Here is a 15,824-nt window from a genome sequence, read left to right as displayed (position 1 = left end):
CGGTGATGATCGCGACGTACTCGCCGTGCGTGCCGATCCAAACGGGGACGGTGTATGGGTCGCCGTCGGGCAGCACACTGGCAAGGTGGGCGAGCGAGATGCCGTCGAGCACGCCCGTCGCCCCGCAGCTGCGAACTGCTCTCGACGCCACTCCCGAACAACCCAACACACACCCCAGTGCGATCACGCATTCGTCGAGAATGCGCTGATGCAGGCTGCTCTCGACGTTTACCTGCATGAGCGCATGGTGATCATCCGTCCAGGGGACGGCGGGGGCTCCGGGGTGTCGAGAAGGTGGGTGGTGGTGAATTTGGGTTGGTTGCCTGCGGTTTCGATGGGATCCGCGCTGTTTGGTGTGGAACCTGATCTGGGGGGTGCTGTTTCGGGCCGGTGGATCAAGGGGGGCCGCAACTCGGTCAGCGTGTCGAGAGGATTCAGCCCATGGGGTCGTCGGCGGTGGGGGCGACTTCGTAGCCGAAGGGTGGGGTGAAGCGGCCCCAGCGGGTGCATTCCCAGCCGCCGATGGCGCGGGGGAGCAGTTGGATGGTTTCGGTGTTGTCGAGGTGGTTGTTGGTGGTGAAGGGGGGAGCTACGCCGCTGAGGGTGCGGGAGACCAGGCGCATGGCGGCACCGTGGTTGACCAGCATGATGTCGCCGTCACTGCCGTCGGTGAGGTATTTGGTGCGGAGGTCTTCGATGATGGGGAGGAAGCGGGCGAGGACGTCGTATCCGGACTCGCCGCCGGGGACTCGTTCGGCCAGATCGCCCTCGTGCCAGGCGCGGTAGATCCGTTGGAATTGTCTGTGCGCTTGCTCGGTGTGCTGGCCTTCCAGTTCGCCGACCTGCACTTCGTGGACATTGTCGAGGACCTCGACGGGTACACCGGTTGCCGCCTCGATATACCCGGCGGTCTGTCTGGCGCGCAGTGCCGCCGAGCAGAACAGCGCCTTGGGCGGTCTCGAGAGGCTCGAACCGAACGTCTTCGCTTGGGCCGCACCACGTTCGGTCAGCGGCAGGCCGGGCACCCGGGTGTCCAGGATTTTCGCGACATTGCCTTCGGTCTCGCCATGGCGGACGAGAATCAGCTTGCCTGTCATAGGTCGGTCACCCCCTTGCGCAGCTGGGTGAGCCACTCCGCGGCGGGCTCGTCGGAGGGCGGTGGGGTTCCGGTCGCCGAGGTCGCTGGCCAGGAGCCCAGGAAACGGATCCGCGCCGTGCGGTGCAGTGCCTTGAGCGCCTCGGCGACGGCGGTGTCATCGATGTGCCCGACACAGTCAAGATAGAAGCGGTAGACGCCCAAACCCGTTCGGGTGGGCCGGGATTCGATTCTGGTCAGGTCGATGCCTCGGGTGGCGAATTCGGCGAACGCGCGCATCAGTGAGCCCGGCTCGTTGGGTAGTTCGAGCACAATCGACGTGCGGTCCGTGCCGGTCGCAGGCGGTGCCACCCTGGGGCTGGTGACCAACACGAAACGGGTGATCGCCTGCTCGTGGTCGGCGACGCCGGACACCAATGCCGTCAGACCGCGACGCTCACCGGCAAGTGCGGTGGAGACCGCGGCGTCGGCACGACCGGCCGCGACATCCTCGGCCGCAGCCGCATTCGATGCCGAGGTGTACAGCTCGACGTTCGGCAGCGTGCCCGCCACCCACTGCCGCACCTGCGCCGCGGCCACCGGATAGGCGGCCAGGGTGCGGACATCAGCGAGCGTCGTCCCGGGCCTGGCCACGATCGTGAAACTCACCTCGAGTTCGGTTTCGGCGATGATCTGCAGCCGCGGGCCGATGGCGAGCGAATCCAACGTCGCCGAGATGGAACCCTCGACCGAACTCTCGATCGGCACGACAGCACCCTCGACATCGCCGGACCGGATCAGGTCGAGCGCCGCACCTTGACTGGGCGCGGCAATCCGCTCGACCGGTCCGTCGAAGGCTTGCGAGGACTCGAGTTTGGCGAGGGCCATCTCGGTGAAGGTTCCGGACGGCCCGAAGTACGCGATACGCGGCACGGTTACGAGATTACTTGCGTGTGCTGAGGATGCTCAGAGTTCGAGCCAGATCGTCGGGCGCAGCGGTTTCGATCGCCAGCAATACATTGCGCGCTGCCTCGACCGCGGGCGGCTTCAACGAGGTCAGAAAGGCGATATCCGGCTGAGCCAGCGCCGCCCGGATATCCTCACCGCACAGCGCGGCAACCGTTCCCGCGACGATAGCCAGGGCGCGCTGCCCCTCGTCGGTTCGCGCGATGAAGCCACCATCAGAGTGTGCGATCTCGGCCAGAAAATCAGCCACTGCGGCATCGGGCACATCCGCATCGAGAATTCGAACGCCGGTCTCCCCGGCCCCGATCCCCCGCACCAACCCTTCGCCCAGACTGCGCCGCGCGGGCGTCGGCGCCGACAACGAAAGCAGCACCGGCTCCCCCGCCACTCCGTGCGCCGCCTGCACTCCATCCGCCATACCCCCACCGTAGCCGCGGCCGATCACCGCGCTGGTGACGTGGGTCCGCCCGACCACCCCACCCGACCACCCCACCCGACCACCCCGGATCGCCCAACAACCCCGGATCGCCCAACAACCCCGGATCGCCCAACAACCCCGGATCGCCCAACAACCCCGGGTCACCCAACAACCCCGGGTCGCCCAACAACTCCGGATCTGCCCGACCACCCCGGATCCACCCGACAACTCCGGGTCGCCCGACAACTCCGGTTGCCCAACAACTCCGGATCTGCCCGACCACCCCGGATCCACCCAACCACCCCGGGTCGCCCGACAACTCCGGTTGCCCAACAACTCCGGATCTGCCCGACCACCCCGGATCCACCCAACCACCCAGGTCCACCCGACCACCCCGGATCCACCCAACCACCCCGGGTCACCCGACAACTCCGGGTCGCCCAACAACTCCGGATCTGCCCGACCACCCCGGATCCACCCAACCACCAGGTCCACCCGACCACCACATCCACCGATCACCCCGAGAATCCGCACCACGCCGGTCGCCGAACCCTTGGCACGATGGTGGTCTCCGGATGCTCCGGGGCCGTGGCAAGTGTGGACCAGCACCTCATTGCATCCGGCAGTCGCACCGCAGTCAGCAGAACATGCGATCCGTCGACGGTACGCATCCACGCGGAGGAGTCGGCACCGGTGGCGATTGTTCAACCGGCACTGGCGCCGCAGTCGGCGGGAGGCAGGCAGTTGGCCGACAGTCGGCATTGCTGAAACGGATCGAGATCCCACGGGCAGCCCGGTACCAGTCTCGCGCGGCGACCAGGCCCAGGCGTTGGCGAACGTAGCCAGCACCGGCGCGGCCGAAAGGTGCGGGGAATCCTCAGGATCCAGGTGACGGGACCGGTTGCGGAAAATTCGGAGGTGACTTAACTTAGGCTAACCTAATTGAGATGCTTGGAGGTCTGCATGTCGAACCCGACCGTCGCACCGTCTACCGCCGAGCGGGTTCGGAGTGCGTGTGCCCATGCGGAGCAGGCGGTGCTGGCGATGCCGGGCATCGATCCGACGCCGATCTCGGTGCATCATGTGCGGCAGTGCGGTGATGCTGTGATCGCGGTGCCGACCGCATCCATGGCCGCGGTGCTGGCCGGGAATTCAGGAGAGAGCGGCGCCCCCGCGGTGCTCGAGCTCACTGATCACGCACCGCTGCCGCTGCGGGAACCGGTTCGGGCGCTGGTGTGGCTGCGCGGCTGGGTGCGGGCGGTGCCGACGCAGGCGCAGCGGGCGCTGGCCACCGAGGTGGCCAAGGATCATCCGCATCCCGACCTGCTCGATGTCGGGTACACCTCGACCCTGCTGCGTGTGGTGATCAATTCCGCGGTGGTGGCCGACTCCACCGGCGCCGAATCCGTCTGCGTCGACGAACTCCGGCTGGCCCAACCGGATCCGTTCTGCGCCCTGGAATCGGCCTGGCTGCAGCATATGGACGCCGACCACGCCGATATCGTCGCCCAACTCGCCCGCCACCTGCCGCCCCGCCTGCAGCGCGGCACCGTGCGCCCACTGGCCATCGACCGCTACGGCCTGACCCTGCGCGTCGAAGGCCACGACGGCGACCATGACTTCCGCCTCTCTTTCAACACCCCCGCCGATGACATCGAATCCCCGAGCCGCGCCGTCCGCACCCTCGCAGGCTGCCCCTTCCTCAACGGCCTGCGCCGCATCTGATCCGAACGGCGCGCACCGGCCAAGTCATGTCGACGGGCACCCACGAGCAAGCGATCAGCAGCGCAATCACGCCGCCGTCCACACCCTCGCGCGCTGCCCTTCCTAACGGCCTGCGCACACCCTGACCTGTACCAGCGCACCCCAGCCACAGCACGTCGATGGGCCTCCATATGCAAAGGCATCAGCTGCCAGCCGTGCACCACCTCCCCGAGCCGCACCACCCCCACCCTCGCGCACTCGCCTTGCTCGACGGCCTGCGCCACCTCTGACCCGTCTGCCGCACCCGCGCGGTCGAAATCACTGCCAAGATGCAAACAACAGCAGCGCGATCGGATGCCCTCCCGCGCATTCACCCCAACGCGAGCCGTCCGCTCCCACGCCTTCCTCATGACATGCGCCACATCCGACCAGCCCACGCCGCCGCACCCGCGCGGTCGAAATCGCTGCCAAGATGCGAACAACAGCAGCGCGATCGGGGGTGCCTCCCCCGCACTCACTCGTGTGACTCGCCCCTTCGTCGCCGTCGTCCGGCACAACCAGCAATCGCCTTCGACAAGCAAAACCAGCACTCCGGCCGAACCAGCACAGGTGGGCACCTCGGCCGACCGGTGGGCACGCCCAGCAGCGCGCCGACCGCTACGCGACACGTGGATCACCCGCGCAGGAGGTATGGGCAATAGATTCGGACGCATGCGTGCAGAGACCGGTCCCGATCGGGACGAGCCCGTGAGCGATCGGGAGCGGCTGGGGATACGGCTCGAGATCCTGGTCGTTCTGGTCGTGACCTTTGGGCTGAGTGGGCTCAATGCGGCGCTGTCGCTGCTCGACAGTGCGTTGTCGCCGGGTGGCGTCGGCGGGCGGACCGTTGCGCTGAATCCCACGCGAGCGGCGCAGTCGACCATCGATCTGCTGTTCCAGTTGCTCAGCGCATTGCGTTTGGGCGGATGGGCCGCCCTGGGGCTGTATCTGTTGTGGCGCAGCGGAATCGGGCCGCGAATGATCGGGTTGGCCCGGATTCACTGGCGTTCCGATGTGGTGCCGGGGCTGGGGCTGGCGGCCGTCATCGGGTTGCCGGGGCTCGGGTTGTATCTGACCGCACATGCGCTGGGGTTCAGCGTGACGATCGTGCCGAGCTCGCTCGGTGACCACTGGTGGCGGTTGCCCGCGCTCATTGTGGCGGCGTGTGCGAATGCGGCGGCGGAGGAGATCGTGGTGGTGGCCTATCTCATTACCCAGCTGCACAGGCTGGGTTGGTCGGAGAACCGATCGCTGCTGGCCTCGGCGCTGCTGCGGGGCAGTTATCACCTGTATCAGGGCTTGGGCGGTGGGCTCGGGAACCTGGTGATGGGCTTGATCTTCGGTCGGTTCTGGCAGCGCACGAACCGGCTGTGGCCGCTGGTTTTGGCCCACGCCACCATTGATGCGGTCGCCTATATCGGCTATACATTGCTGCGCGGTCACGTTTCCTGGTTGCCGTAACATACGCGGGTCCGGGCGGCGAATTATCGAAGAGCGCTCATCCGAGCGAACGAACCAGCGGCCGCTCGTCAAGCCCCCCGACGGCCCACGATAAGTAAAGTCTGAATGATGAACGGCGACGACCCCCAGCGCTACGAGCGGACGCGGCGGGCGCCGCAACCCTTCGGAAACCCGGGTGCGCCGTCCAAGCCACCGCAGCGACGCGAACCGCACCACCCGGCTCCGGGCCGCGATCCGCACAGCCAGCCCCCGGGTCGTCGCGAGCCGCACCCGCCGGGACACGACCCCGGGCGCGTCGAACGCACCAACGTGATCCGACGCGACGGCTCGAACCACCCCCAGCCACTCGCGTACTCCCAGGTGCCACCGGAGCCCGCCGCGGCACGGATGCCACCGCCGACCCGCAGGCCCGGGCCGACGCATGCGCCGACCCAGCAGCCACAGCCGTACCGCGATCCCCAGCCCCGCGGTGTGCCCGGCTACGCACCGCCGCAGCAGCCGCAGCCGTACAAGGATCCGCAGCAGCTGCGCCCGCGCCGCGAGGCCCCACCGCCGCCCCCGCCCTCGTTGCCACCGTCGCGCCGGGAGCGCGAACCGCGACCGCCGCGCCGCCGCCGCAAACTGCACCTGTTCCGCTGGTTCCTCGTGCTGTTGGTGGTGCTGGTACTCGCGGTGGTCGGCGCGATCGTCAAACTCGATGGTTCGCTCAATCGGATCGACGCACTCGCGAATTACGCCGACCGCGTCGGCGATACCCCCGGCACCAACTGGCTGCTCGTCGGCTCCGACGGCCGGGCGGGGCTGACCCCCGAACAGGAACAGGCGCTCGCCACCGGCGGTGAGGTCGGGCCCGAGCGCACCGACACGATCATGCTGGTGCACATCCCGAAATCGGGCGCGACCACCCTGGTCAGCCTGCCGCGCGATTCCTACGTGAGCATTCCGGGCCACGGCAAGGACAAGCTCAATGCCGCCTTTGCCTTCGGCGGCGCGCCGCTGCTGGTGCAGACCGTCGAGACCGCCACCGGAGTGCACATCGATCACTACGCGCAGATCGGCTTCGGCGGATTCGCTGGCATCGTCGATACGCTCGGCGGCATCGATATCTGCGTGCCGAAGCCCATCGACGATCCGCTCGCCGGCGTCGATCTGCAGGCGGGATGCCAGACGCTGGATGGGCCGCAGGCGCTGGGTTTCGTGCGCAGCCGCGCGACCGCCCTCGCCGATATCGACCGGATGAACCACCAGCGCCTGTTCATGGCCGCCCTGCTGAAGAAGGCGACCAGCGCTGGCACACTGGCCAATCCCTTCACACTGTGGCCGCTGGCCAGCGATACCGCGAAATCGCTGAAGGTCGATAAGGGCGATCACATCTGGAACCTCGGCCAGCTCGGCTGGGCAATGCGCGGCGATACGGTGGCGACCACCGTTCCGATCGGCGGGTTCACCGATACCGACAGTGGCAATGTGCTGCTGTGGGATAAGCAGAAGGCGGGCCAATTCTTCGACGACATCGCCAGGGACCAACCGATTCCGGAAGATCTGCTGACGAGGTAGCGTCGGGTCCATGCCGGACACCGACGCAGACGAGCCCTTCCCCGCCCTGCTGCGCGACCAGATCCGTCGTGGCTTGACCGCCGCGCAGCAGTATCTGGCCGCGGCCGTCTACTTCGATTCGAATCGCCTGCCGCAGTTGGCAAAACACAGCTACAGCAAGTCCGACGAGCACCGCTCGCACGCCCTACGCATGGTGCAGTACCTCCTGGATCGCGATCTGGAGGTACAGGTGGGCGGCCTGGATGACGTGCAACCCACCTTCGAATCGCCGCGTGGGGCCGTCGTCTTCCTGTTGGAATCCGAACGCGCCCGCAACGCGCAGATCTCCGAACTGGCTCGGACCGCCCGTGCCGCAGGCGACTATCTCGGCGAGCAGTTCATCCAGTGGTTCCTCAGGGAACAGGTGGAGGATGTCGCCGGGATGACCACGTTGCTGACGGTGATCGACCGTGCGGCAGGTGATCTGTTCGATGTCGAGGACTTCATCTCGCGCGAGCTGCGCACCACACAGCGCGCCGACATGACCGCACCCAAAATGGCGGGCGCGCGCCGAAATTAATTAGGCAATACTTGCCTCAATAAGGCTGCACTTGGATGACACGCGGCCTGACCAGCGCTAATGTCGCAACTATGTCCAGCCATCCGGAGTCCCCCCGCAGCAAATTCCACGGCCTGCTCCACGACCAGATCCGCCATGAATTCAATGCCGAACATCAATACATCGCGATCGCGGTGTGGTTCGACAATGCGGATCTGCCACAGCTGGCCAAACGTTTCTATGCGCAGGCGGTCGAAGAGCGCAATCACGCAATGATGATCGTGCAGTACTTCCTCGATCGGGATATCAGCGTCGAACTTTCCGGTATCGACCCCGCGAAATCCCATTTCGAGAACGCTCGCGAACCGATCGCGCTGGCCCTCGCACAGGAAAAGAACGTCACCGATCAGATCATCCAATTGGCGAGCACGGCCCGCGAAGAGGGCGATTACCTGGGTGAACAGTTCATGCAGTGGTTCCTGAAGGAGCAGGTGGAGGAGGTCGCCAATATGACAACCCTGCTCACCATCGCCGATCGCGCCGGATCGAACCTGTTCGACCTGGAGGATTTCATCGCCCGCGAAATGAGCGGTCCGAGCGATACTTCCGGGGCCCCGTCCGCGGCGGGCGGCAGCATCTAGTCCGCGATTTCCGAGAGCGAAACAGGGTCGGCTCGTCGCGACGAGCCGACCCTGTCGCTGTTATTAGAACGCGGGGCACGCAACCCCGCTATCAGCAATACGACTTACTTGGCACTCATGGTGCTGAGCAGCGTCTTGAGCAGCGTGAGAATGGCGTCCATGATGTTCCCTACTTTCCTCATCATTCGGTGAGAGTGTCCCTCACCACCACCAGCTTTCGGTGATGCAGTGAACCTAACCGAGTGCGATTAGAAAGGGGGGTGTTTCACAAAATTCTCTGTGATTTTTTTCGAATCACCGAAGGGTGACCTGACGAGACCGCAGTCCGTCGCGGGACCGACGCTCGTCCGCCGAGAGTGGAGCGGTGTCGGCCAGCGCCGCCACCAGTCGGTCACCGAACTCGATCGCAGGTTTGGTCCACTCGCTGGCATGCAACTCCGGGTCCAGATCGAAAACCGGCACCAGCAGGCCGTGCGTGCGGAACGAACCCGCGAAACGCGAACCCTCGCCCAGCTGCAATCCACCCGCGGCGTGCAGCCGGGCCAGCGCCAGCATCAGATCGTCCTCATGCTCCGGACGAACCCAGCGCACATGCGCCTTCTCACCCGCGTCGACCCACCAGGCGGCACCGATGGCATCCGGACCGAGATCCAGTCGCGCCGAGGGCATGATCGCCTCCTTGGCCTGTTCGATGGTCGCGGCGACCTGCGGATCGGGCTGTACGCCCTCGGGCACCCACCAGTCGAAGTCCTGGTGCACGGTCAGCTCCAATGCCGCGTCCGGGTCGATCACATCGGCCAATCGCGGTCCGCCCGCAACACTTTCGGCCGCGGTCAGCGATTCGCCCGGTTCGGCGGACTGCGTCCAGAGGATGGCGGCCGCGAGGTCGGCGGCCGGATCCGCACCCTGGAACTGCACCTGCGCCGCGACATACCCGGTCGGCGGCTCGCCCGCCCGCACCAATCCGGCGACCGCGCCCGGCAGCACCGTGGCGAGTACGACGGAACGCTCCGCCGCGATATCGGCCGATAGCTTCAGCGTCGCCGTCGCCGACGGCACGAACTCGCGCAGCGCCACGAGATCGCATTCCGCGGCCAGCCCCTGGAACGGACGCGTGACGGCCTGCGCCGCCTGCTGTTCCAGGGCGGCCCGCCGCTCGGCGAGACGCTGGGCCCGGTTCCCTCCGGGCTTCGGACTATTGCGCTTGCTTTTACCCACGGCAGGTCAAACTACATGGTGCGGATCGATATGTGCCGCGCGCCGCTCTGAGTCATTTGCTGCGCTACGCGCTGCGTCTTCGCGGCACCCGATGCTTCGACTACTCGGCTGCCTTCAATAGCCATCACTTCGCGCGACCGGATCGATGACCTTGCTTTCGCCCGGCCGCGAACGGTCGCTGGTAAGAATCGCTCCGCGAGTGGCTGCGCTGCGACGAAAAGCTATGCGGCCGAAGCAATTCGACTCAGGCGGCGGCCAGCAGCGCCTTGGTGCGGGCCGGGTGGTTGGTGGCGACCCAGCTGACGCCGAGATCGGCGCACAGGCGCACATCGTCGGGGTCGTCGACGGTCCAGCAGTAGGTGGCGCGCCCCGCCGCGGCGGCCTTGTCGACCAGGTCCGGATGCTCGCGCAGGGTTTTCACCGAGGGGCCGACGGCGGTGGCACCGACCGTGGTCGCGGCGCCGCCGCCCAGGTAGCGCGATGATTCGCCGAGCAGCACCGTGGGCAGCAGCGGCGCGGAACGGCGGATCCGCCAGACCGCGGTCGCCGCGAAGGACATGACCACCGCGCGGGAGTGATCGGCGGAGGCGGGGGTGGCGATGCCGAAGCGCTGGAGTTCGGCGAGCAGCTTGTTCTCCACCAGCGCGCCGTAGCGCACCGGATGCTTGGTCTCGATGAACAGCTTGGTCGGCCTGCTGCGCCAATCCAGGACCAGCTCGATCAATTCGCTGAGAGTGAGCACCGAAGCCGGTTCGCCCGCCGCGCCGAAATCGAGGCCCTTGAGCTCATCGAGGGTCAACTCGCTGACCAGTCCGGTGCCCGATGAGGTCCGGTCGACGGTGCGGTCGTGCACGCAGACCAGGTGCCCGTCCCTGGTCAACCGGACATCACACTCCACGCCATCGGCGCCCTCCTGTAGCGCCAGCTCGTAGGCGGCGAGCGTATGTTCCGGGCGCGCCGCCGAGGCTCCCCGGTGCGCGACGACGAACGGTGCGCGACTGCCCTGGCTCACTTGGCCAAAACCTCCTCATGCTCACGGTGCGGTGTAGTTGTCTCGGGCATATCCACCGGCTCGGCGGCTTGCTCTTTCACGGCGCCACCCGGCTGCACGGGTTCGATCACCGGCACCACCGGGTCGACCGCCATCACCCACCGGCGCGCGATCCTGGTGCGGCCGAACAGATCACGACCGGTGATCGACCGCTGCACCCAGAGGGTGAGCACCACGACCCCCGCGGCGGCGAGATCGGTGAACGCGGTGAACAGCACACCATCCGCCTTGGCTTGCAGGGAATCCGCGGTCCGCCACAGCAGCGCCGCCACCGTACACACCGCGCCGAGCAGCCATCCGAGCCACCAGATGCGCACGGCCCGCAGCGCCCGGGGATCGGCGCGCACGGTGACCAGTTCGGTGAGGAAAACGCCGGGCCACAACAGATTCACCACCGGAATCAGACAGCCGAGCGCGAGCATCCGGACCGATCGCGGGTCACGCCGTCCGGCCTCGGCGAAGGCGGTTCGACGCGCCTCGATCAACCAGCCGAGCATCGCGAGCGCGCAGACCAATCCGAGCACCAGGCCGACCAATGCGGACAGCCACACCATCACATCGGAGAAGTGCAGCAGCAGCGACGGGATCAACCGGGTGCGGTTGCGCAGCAGAATCAGGTAGCGCCCGAGTTCGGCGCAGGCGGCGACCGCGAATACCCCCGCGGTTGCGATGAGCAGCGCACCGGCCCGGTTCGTCAACCGGTCCAATGGCCGCTGGACCTCGGCGGCGGATTGGACCGGCGGATCCACCAGACCCCAGCGCGGAATCTGCTGATACCGCGGAGTTTCCAGGGACGGCCGCGGCCGGCCCGAGCTCGGCCTGCGGATGCGCTGATCGGGGCGGCGTGCCACCCAGCGGTAGTTACGCCGCTCGGCGGGTGCATCGATGGGCGCCGGTGACAACAGCACGCCACGGCAGCGCGGGCACCAGTGCATCGGGGTCGTCTGCACGGCCCAGCGCGCGCCACAGCGCGCACAAGGTTGTACCACCGTACTCATGGCGCCCCTTACTCTCTCGCCTCAGTAAATCTTTGCCTGGTGATCGCCGTCGGCGACCAGCGGACGGCCCGCCCGCTGCCAAGCCACCATGCCACCGCTGACGTTGATCGCCTCATATCCGATGTATGTCAAGTACTTGACCACCTCGAAGGACCGGCCACCCTGTCGGCAGATCACATAGAGCTGGGCGTCGTAATCCAGCTCGTCGACTCGCGCGGGCACATCGACCATCGGGATATGGATCGCTCCCGGCGCGTGCCCGAGGTCCCATTCGTCGTCTTCGCGCACATCGAGCAGGATCGCCCGCGGCATGTCCGCGGCGACCTGCTCGGTCTGATCGAATTCGCCCGGCACGGCTTCCACCGGCACCGACGACACTTCGGGGCTCGTCACGCTTCGATCCTGCCATGGGTGGCGCACCGCGGGGGAGTTCCGGGCCCGCTGCGCGGGGGATGGACGGGGCACTTCACGGCCTCGACATCGGCACGTTACCTCAGGTATGTTCTGTGCTTCCGGATCCGGTTCGACGCCCCGCTCCGGGGCCGCTTGTGCATATCCTCGGCCGAAGTTATCCACATAATCCACAACTTGATCCACAGGTCTCAGCTATCGAATAGCACACGACTCACAGGCGTTGGCTATCAAGAAAATGTTGGGAGAATCGGATCTACGAGGGCTGATGCGACTATCAGCGGATCGATGACGCCCTAACTCCAGGTTGCTGGTAATCCCTCGACGCTCTTCCAAGCGATCCGAAGACGCGCGCTGGCGGTACGAACGACCGATCCGAGACTCCCCTCCTTGCCATCCCGGAGCGGTCATTCGCCGCGGCTTCGGGAACTGAGGCTGTGCAGTCCCGATATCTACTTGGACGCCGCTGATCGCCGATCGGTTCCGTGAAAACGAGAACGCCGACGAAAAACTGAAATACCGGGTTCCCGCAGGTGGTATCGGTAGCCTGGGTGCATGGATGCGAGCAGGGGGCTTCTCGAAGGAATGGATACGACCGAACTCGACACCGCACTCTCCGAGGCCGCATGCCTAGGGCTGCAGGTCGATACCGAAAACGCACAGCTGAGTCTGGATCTGGAGGTTCTTATGCTTCCGGTTGAAGGACTCGCACCGCAGGACTATCGCGTGAAGCTGACGTTCACCGGGGTCAGTCGGGTCGCGGCCTCGCTGCGCACTCAGCATTGGGACGATCTGGCCCCCACCGTGCTGCCGCTGCAACTGGACGGCCTGGACAAGGCCATCCGCAGCTTCGGCGGCGGACGGCTGCACGGCTGGGAATTCATCGATCTGGACGACAGCAGCTGGGTGCACTGGAGTGAACTGCTCAGCTTCGACACCAAGATCGACTCGCACGCCTCCGCGCATGTGCTGGAGTTCTCCCAGGAGGAGGGCATCGATCCGCGCGAACTCGACGTACGAGTCTGGTTCGACGGCATGACGATTCACGACGCGAACGGCACCGAGATCCCGGTGGCGCAGTTCATCGCGGGAGGGGCGCGCTGGTGGCAGGCGCATGACGCCGGCGATCCGCGGACCATGCGGCCCGGAATCGTGCCGCAGCTGTAAACATCGTCGAAATCGCCTACCGCACACCCGGTCACCGGGTGTGCGGTCCTATTTCAGGCCCCCGAACCGACCGGACAGGTGACACCGGTGGCATGCACCGGGCAATAGCCACCCGGATTCTTGGCGAGGTACTGCTGGTGGTAGCTCTCGGCGTAATAGAACCCGGGCAGCGCGTGCCGCGGATCGGTCGCACCCAGTCCGGGCAGATCCGTGATCTCGGTGGTGATTTCGCCGTAGCCGACTGCCGCGAGTCGCTCGCCGTAGACCTGCGCGGTGCGGTGCGCGAGCTGTGCCTGCGCCGGATCGACGGTGAAGATCGCCGAGCGGTATTGGGTACCGCGGTCATTGCCCTGCCGCATGCCCTGGGTCGGGTCATGGTTCTCCCAGAATTGCTGCAGCACGGCGCCGCAGTCGATGACCACCGGATCGAAGACGATAAGCACCGATTCGGTGTGGCCGGTTCGCCCGCTGCACACCTCTTCATAGGTCGGATTCGGCGTGTACCCGCCGACATAGCCGACCGCGGTCGTGTACACGCCGTCGAGTCGCCAGAATTCTTGCTCCGCACCCCAGAAGCAGCCCATCGCCAGCACCGCGACCTGCAGGTCTTCCGGAAATGGCGGATGGATCGGGTGACCGTTCACATAATGGATATCCGGCACCGAGATTGGGTCGGGGCGGCCGGGCAAGGCCTGCGCCGGCGTAACCATGACCGGCTCGGGTAGACGGAAGCGTCCGACCAGTTCGTCGTACCACGACATGGTTCGATGCTAGTCCGCCTCCCCGAATCTCTTGGCCGATGAGTTTGGTACCCCATCAGGTCTCTACCGGACCACCGGTGGGGTAGATGGCAGAGTTAGCCCATTCCGACGAATTACCCATGTGCTCACGAAAACCGGTCGTTGCGAAGGCAACCGGAATGAGGGGGCACAGGGTGAGGTTGGAACCCATCGGGTGTACGAATGATGGTTGGATGTGCTCGACGACGAGGGCGCACCCGGCCCGACATTAGGAAGGGACATCGTGGCTGAGTACACGTTGCCAGATCTGGATTACGACTACAGCGCCCTGGAGCCCCACATCTCCGGGCAGATCAACGAGATTCATCATTCCAAGCACCACGCTGCCTACGTCGCGGGCGTCAACGCGGCCCTGGAGAAGCTCGAGGCCGCGCGCGAGGCGGGCGACCACGCCGCCATCTTCCTGAACGAGAAGAACCTGGCCTTCCACCTGGGCGGACACGTCAACCACTCGATCTGGTGGAAGAACCTCTCCCCCAACGGCGGCGACAAGCCGACCGGCGAGCTGGCCGCCGCGATCGACGACCAGTTCGGTTCGTTCGACAAGTTCCGCGCGCAGTTCACCGCCGCGGCCAACGGCCTGCAGGGCTCCGGCTGGGCGGTGCTCGGCTACGACACCCTCGGCCAGAAGCTGCTGACCTTCCAGCTCTACGACCAGCAGGCCAACGTGCCGCTCGGCATCATCCCGCTGCTGCAGGTCGACATGTGGGAGCACGCCTTCTACCTGCAGTACAAGAACGTCAAGGCGGACTACGTCACCGCGTTCTGGAACGTCGTCAACTGGGAAGACGTGCAGGAGCGCTTCGCCCGCGCCATCGGCCAGGCCAAGGGCCTCATCTTCGGCTGAGTCAGCTCACCTTCGGGCCCGCGAACCCGCCATCCGAGGCGACCGGTTCGCGGGCCCGATTGTGTTTTGTGGCTCGGCCTCGGCTCAACGCTGAGACGTTCGATGCCTCGTGATCCAGCCCATCGGGTTTCGAGCGAAGCGAATCGAGCACGCGCCGCTCGCGGCTCGGCTCGCGTCCGAGCGGCCGGTGCGATACGACGCAGTCGCGAGCAGCGGTCGTTCGGACGTGAGCCACCAGGGGCCGCGAACACGCGGCTGCCAGAAGCACTAGCACTCTTTGGTACTTGTGTGCCAGGTGAGTATTGGCGCATTCTCGGGAATCCACAGTTCGAGGACGGGCAACGCCGCCCCCGGTTCCATGACGGGAGGCATCATGCATACGAATGGACCCATCGGCATCACGCCGTTCCATGCCCGCGGATCGCTGCGGGGGTTCGTCATATCCGGCCGCTGGCCCGATACCACCAAGGAATGGGCGCAGGTGCTGGTGCTCGCCGTGCGGGTGGCATCGTTTCCCGGATTGCTGACCACCTCGACCGTCTTCGGCGTGCGCGAGGAGCTGCCGGATGATCCGGCGCCCGGCACCGTCGGCCTGGTCCTCGCCGAGGGACCGGTGCTCGGTGAGCAGGCGCTGGCACCCGGTCGTTTCGCCGACCATGTGCCAGCGGCCCTGCTGATGTTGCATCCGCCCTCGGAGACCAGGCCGTCACTGCCGGAATGCGTGGGCGCGGCATCGGGCTGTGTGCTGCTGCCCGGCGTCCCGCACCTGGGACTCGAGCATCGCGCCGCCTGGGCCGAGGCGGAATCCGACGGCACCGTCACCTCCCTGGTCAGCCGGGTCGGCTTGGACCCGATCAGCGATCCCGACACCGCGGTGCTGGCCATGCTGCTCGCCGCATAGGCGGCACCGTGCCATCGGGCATTTCGTCACCG

Annotated in this window: 16 protein-coding genes and 1 pseudogene; 8 read left to right on the top strand and 9 right to left on the bottom strand. The window is 66.3% G+C overall.

The window, feature by feature from the left end; translation table 11 throughout:
* The 4 genes and pseudogenes from ABZW16_RS26065 to ABZW16_RS26050 all read right to left on the bottom strand — a co-directional run.
* Positions 1–238, bottom strand: a pseudogene (locus ABZW16_RS26065) (hypothetical protein); the annotation flags it as partial.
* 196 nt (positions 239–434) lie between these two features.
* Positions 435–1,097: a histidine phosphatase family protein gene (locus tag ABZW16_RS26060; RefSeq protein ID WP_354958664.1), complete on the bottom strand. Its 663-nt coding sequence runs from the start codon at positions 1,095–1,097 to the stop codon at positions 435–437.
* Positions 1,094–2,008, bottom strand: coding sequence for a prephenate dehydratase (gene pheA, locus ABZW16_RS26055; RefSeq protein WP_354958663.1), 915 nt, complete (start codon positions 2,006–2,008; stop codon positions 1,094–1,096). The genes ABZW16_RS26060 and pheA overlap by 4 nt, the downstream gene beginning before the upstream one ends.
* Positions 2,009–2,018: 10 nt before the next feature.
* Positions 2,019–2,459 (bottom strand): hypothetical protein, encoded by a 441-nt coding sequence (locus ABZW16_RS26050; protein WP_354958662.1) that lies wholly within the window; start codon positions 2,457–2,459, stop codon positions 2,019–2,021.
* Between the two features lie 963 nt (positions 2,460–3,422).
* Between ABZW16_RS26050 and ABZW16_RS26045 the strand changes: the two genes are divergently transcribed.
* From ABZW16_RS26045 to ABZW16_RS26025, 5 genes are all read left to right on the top strand, one after another.
* Positions 3,423–4,184 (top strand): DUF2470 domain-containing protein, encoded by a 762-nt coding sequence (locus tag ABZW16_RS26045; protein ID WP_354958661.1) that lies wholly within the window; start codon positions 3,423–3,425, stop codon positions 4,182–4,184.
* Between the two features lie 690 nt (positions 4,185–4,874).
* A complete protein-coding gene (locus ABZW16_RS26040) occupies positions 4,875–5,663 on the top strand; it encodes a CPBP family intramembrane glutamic endopeptidase (protein ID WP_354958660.1) in 789 nt (262 codons plus the stop codon).
* Positions 5,664–5,768: 105 nt separating this feature from the next.
* Positions 5,769–7,220: an LCP family protein gene (locus ABZW16_RS26035; protein ID WP_354958659.1), complete on the top strand. Its 1,452-nt coding sequence runs from the start codon at positions 5,769–5,771 to the stop codon at positions 7,218–7,220.
* A gap of 10 nt (positions 7,221–7,230) precedes the next feature.
* Entirely contained in the window at positions 7,231–7,779 is a 549-nt protein-coding gene (locus ABZW16_RS26030) for a ferritin (protein ID WP_354958658.1), read from the top strand.
* A gap of 71 nt (positions 7,780–7,850) precedes the next feature.
* A complete protein-coding gene (locus ABZW16_RS26025) occupies positions 7,851–8,399 on the top strand; it encodes a ferritin (protein WP_354958657.1) in 549 nt (182 codons plus the stop codon).
* 294 nt (positions 8,400–8,693) lie between these two features.
* Here the strand turns inward: ABZW16_RS26025 and ABZW16_RS26020 are convergent, their stop codons facing one another.
* From ABZW16_RS26020 to ABZW16_RS26005, 4 genes are all read right to left on the bottom strand, one after another.
* Positions 8,694–9,617, bottom strand: a complete 924-nt coding sequence (locus ABZW16_RS26020) for a DUF5926 family protein (RefSeq protein WP_354958656.1) — start codon at positions 9,615–9,617, stop codon at positions 8,694–8,696.
* Between the two features lie 244 nt (positions 9,618–9,861).
* Positions 9,862–10,629, bottom strand: a complete 768-nt coding sequence (locus ABZW16_RS26015) for a glycerophosphodiester phosphodiesterase (protein WP_354958655.1) — start codon at positions 10,627–10,629, stop codon at positions 9,862–9,864.
* Positions 10,626–11,666, bottom strand: a complete 1,041-nt coding sequence (locus tag ABZW16_RS26010) for a DUF4328 domain-containing protein (protein WP_354958654.1) — start codon at positions 11,664–11,666, stop codon at positions 10,626–10,628. The genes ABZW16_RS26015 and ABZW16_RS26010 overlap by 4 nt, the downstream gene beginning before the upstream one ends.
* A gap of 21 nt (positions 11,667–11,687) precedes the next feature.
* A complete protein-coding gene (locus tag ABZW16_RS26005; RefSeq protein WP_354958653.1) occupies positions 11,688–12,059 on the bottom strand; it encodes a rhodanese-like domain-containing protein in 372 nt (123 codons plus the stop codon).
* A gap of 573 nt (positions 12,060–12,632) precedes the next feature.
* On the opposite strand from ABZW16_RS26005, the gene ABZW16_RS26000 reads away from it, so the two are divergent.
* Positions 12,633–13,244, top strand: a complete 612-nt coding sequence (locus ABZW16_RS26000) for a hypothetical protein (RefSeq protein WP_354958652.1) — start codon at positions 12,633–12,635, stop codon at positions 13,242–13,244.
* A gap of 53 nt (positions 13,245–13,297) precedes the next feature.
* Here ABZW16_RS26000 and msrA read toward each other — a convergent pair whose 3' ends face one another.
* A complete protein-coding gene (msrA, locus tag ABZW16_RS25995; protein ID WP_354958667.1) occupies positions 13,298–13,954 on the bottom strand; it encodes a peptide-methionine (S)-S-oxide reductase MsrA in 657 nt (218 codons plus the stop codon).
* A gap of 313 nt (positions 13,955–14,267) precedes the next feature.
* On the opposite strand from msrA, the gene ABZW16_RS25990 reads away from it, so the two are divergent.
* Both ABZW16_RS25990 and ABZW16_RS25985 read left to right on the top strand, forming a co-directional pair.
* Positions 14,268–14,891 carry a superoxide dismutase gene (locus ABZW16_RS25990; protein ID WP_354958666.1) on the top strand — a complete coding sequence of 208 codons (624 nt, stop codon included), beginning with the start codon at positions 14,268–14,270 and terminating at the stop codon, positions 14,889–14,891.
* Positions 14,892–15,264: 373 nt separating this feature from the next.
* On the top strand, positions 15,265–15,792 hold the full coding sequence (locus tag ABZW16_RS25985) for a peptidase (RefSeq protein WP_354958651.1): 528 nt from the start codon (positions 15,265–15,267) through the stop codon (positions 15,790–15,792).
* Positions 15,793–15,824: the final 32 nt, after the last annotated feature.

Origin of the sequence: Nocardia sp. NPDC004604 (assembly GCF_040609795.1) — a bacterium.
GTDB lineage: Bacteria > Actinomycetota > Actinomycetes > Mycobacteriales > Mycobacteriaceae > Nocardia.
The sequence above is the reverse complement of the archived record's forward strand: the minus strand, read 5'-3'. Positions and strand labels throughout refer to the sequence as shown.